The 2,190-nt window shown below is 37.3% G+C and carries 2 protein-coding genes; one reads left to right on the forward strand and one right to left on the reverse strand.

What is annotated here, in order from left to right:
- Positions 1 to 161: 161 nt before the first annotated feature.
- The gene (locus P8O70_03010) at positions 162 to 506 is read left to right on the forward strand and encodes a hypothetical protein (GenBank protein ID MDG2195852.1); all 345 of its coding nucleotides are present in this window, start codon (positions 162 to 164) and stop codon (positions 504 to 506) included.
- A 394-nt stretch (positions 507 to 900) separates the two neighbouring features.
- On the opposite strand, the gene P8O70_03015 is transcribed toward P8O70_03010, so the two are convergent.
- A complete protein-coding gene (locus P8O70_03015) occupies positions 901 to 1,716 on the reverse strand; it encodes a hypothetical protein (protein ID MDG2195853.1) in 816 nt (271 codons plus the stop codon).
- Between the last annotated feature and the right edge of the window lie 474 nt (positions 1,717 to 2,190).

Genomic DNA, 2,190 nt, shown 5'->3' on the forward strand with positions numbered 1-2,190 from the left:
GAAGAACGTGGAGGAGCATTTTGGGATAAGGTAATGGGTCTACTCCCGGAGAACCTACTTCCCATAGATTAGAGTCTGATAACCTGCACACTGGTGAACACCTACCTGCACACTGGCGTGCATCCGGTCCATCTATTATTCTATTTCTTGTTATTAATATTATGTTACCCATTGAGGAGAAGAAATTAGCCTACAAGCATCCTCAACTTGCTGAAATTCCATCAAAGCAAGTAGCTAAGTTCTTTCCGCATCCTAAAGTAGAGATGTTATGGATAGAAACGGCTACTCAGCTTGGGTTACCGGCACTAATGGTGGGTATTCTCCTACACTTCAGATCTGTCTGGAGTAGTAGGGAGTCCGTTACACTACCGAAGGAACTATTAGATAAGTTTCATATATCCCGTGGTGTCAAACAGCGGGCACTCAAAAGCTTGGAGGAAGCTGGTCTGATCAGTGTTTTTCAGGAAACTGGACGTAGTCCTTTGATTACTTTGCGCAAGGTGTAACTGTCAGTAAAATAGCTACATTCATAAGCGAGAATGCCTAAGAAAGTACCCTATGTGAGTATTATTTTGTCGAACTAATTTATCGAAAACTAGGCTGTGGTTATACTCAATAACTTATTGGGGTGGGGTATCACTTTGTACCCTCTCTCCTGTCAAAAACCGTTACCCACTTGGATAATTTTAGAGCAAGTGTAGGATACTTGGCCTTATCGCCAAATTCTTCCTGTATGCTTTGGCGCCACTACTTTTTCAAGTTGAAGCAAAACCAAACAAATATAATCAATAGGCTTTAATTGAATTTATAATCAATTACTTTCATTAAAAACATCTTTAGGGTGGATGATATGATCCAAAAACTAGAAATCAGAACTGTAATCTTTTGACTTAGTTTCTATCAGATGAGCCTAGAAGCATTCTGATCCCAACGCTCTTTAAATCTATTAGTCATCCACAGGCATATGTCCCAAATATCTGCCAGTGGTTTACCCGATGAGGGGTGAAACGGCTGATACTCTGGTGGACCGAATTCAGGATTAATTGTAATAAATTTTCTCCCCTGATCACTGCAACTTTGTATAACTCTATCCCACCACTCCTCAAAGCGTTCAGTCCACTGTAAACCCATACCTGTTCTTGGATCCGGTACTTGTGGTCCATTCTGATAGCCAACGCGAGCATGCAAGTGAAATGTCCTTGGTATGATGAAATCCATTAATTCCTTATATCCATCACCACACATGTTACCCTCTGAGACAGTCGTAAAATGGCTAAAATCGCCTGTTAGATTCATGTCAGGAAATTCTTCAAGATACTTTTTCGTAGTCCATGGTGCATAGAGTAGTCTTGTTCTGTGAGTTTCATAAAGTACTTCAACATCTACAGATGAAGCTATTTTAAAAATTTTTGCAAAAAAATCACAGCCTCGATCAAAATCCCAAAAATCTCTTCCAGGATGGCAGTTGATTAAAATAGGTCTTCTATTAATTACTTCAGTAAGTTGCTCCTCAAATGCTTGCTCCGTATCACAAAACACCATAGCAACATATTCTAAGCCCAATTCCTCTGTGTAATCAGCAAATTCTTGTGCATCCATGCCAATATTTGCGCATTCAACACCGTCATAACCAGCATTCTTATACATTTTAAGACGTTCTTTTGGGTTACCAAAATTTTCCATGCCCCAATCACATTTCAAGTATTTTATCTTCATGGTAATCTCAATTTATGATATTATCAGTTGAAAAATTCTCATCACTTTCTAATATAATTCTTTATTTCAACTTGCAGTAAGATTGGCTGAAAAATTTTATCTAATAACCTTTGATCAACCCAAACTTACATCTGTTTGAGAAATTCCTTTTCGCTGGCTTCAAAAAATAAGGAATTATCACCAAAATTTTTTTTAGATATTATTCATTTCACTACTTTCCAACACTTTTTTCAATGATTGTCTTTTAAAGAATTGAATTAAGCATTTCCACTGTAACTATAATCTACACCTGATTCATTAATGTCAATTGATGTTCTATTGAATATCTTGTCGAACAAATTTATAAAAAATTAGAAAAAGCCTTTACTCAACAATGTAGAGAGACGAATTACTAGTTCGTATCCCTCTCTCACCAAAAAATCATTGCCCACTTAGATGATTTTAGAGCAAGTGTAGGATACTTGGCCTTATCGC

The organism is SAR324 cluster bacterium (genome assembly GCA_029245725.1).
Taxonomy (GTDB): domain Bacteria; phylum SAR324; class SAR324; order SAR324; family NAC60-12; genus JCVI-SCAAA005.

Bases quoted from the DNA above. Each gene is read 5' to 3' on its own strand.
- P8O70_03010 (MDG2195852.1), top strand. From the start codon at position 162: ATGTTACCCATTGAGGAGAAGAAATTAGCCTACAAGCATCCTCAACTT.
- P8O70_03015 (MDG2195853.1), bottom strand. From the start codon at position 1,716: ATGAAGATAAAATACTTGAAATGTGATTGGGGCATGGAAAATTTTGGT.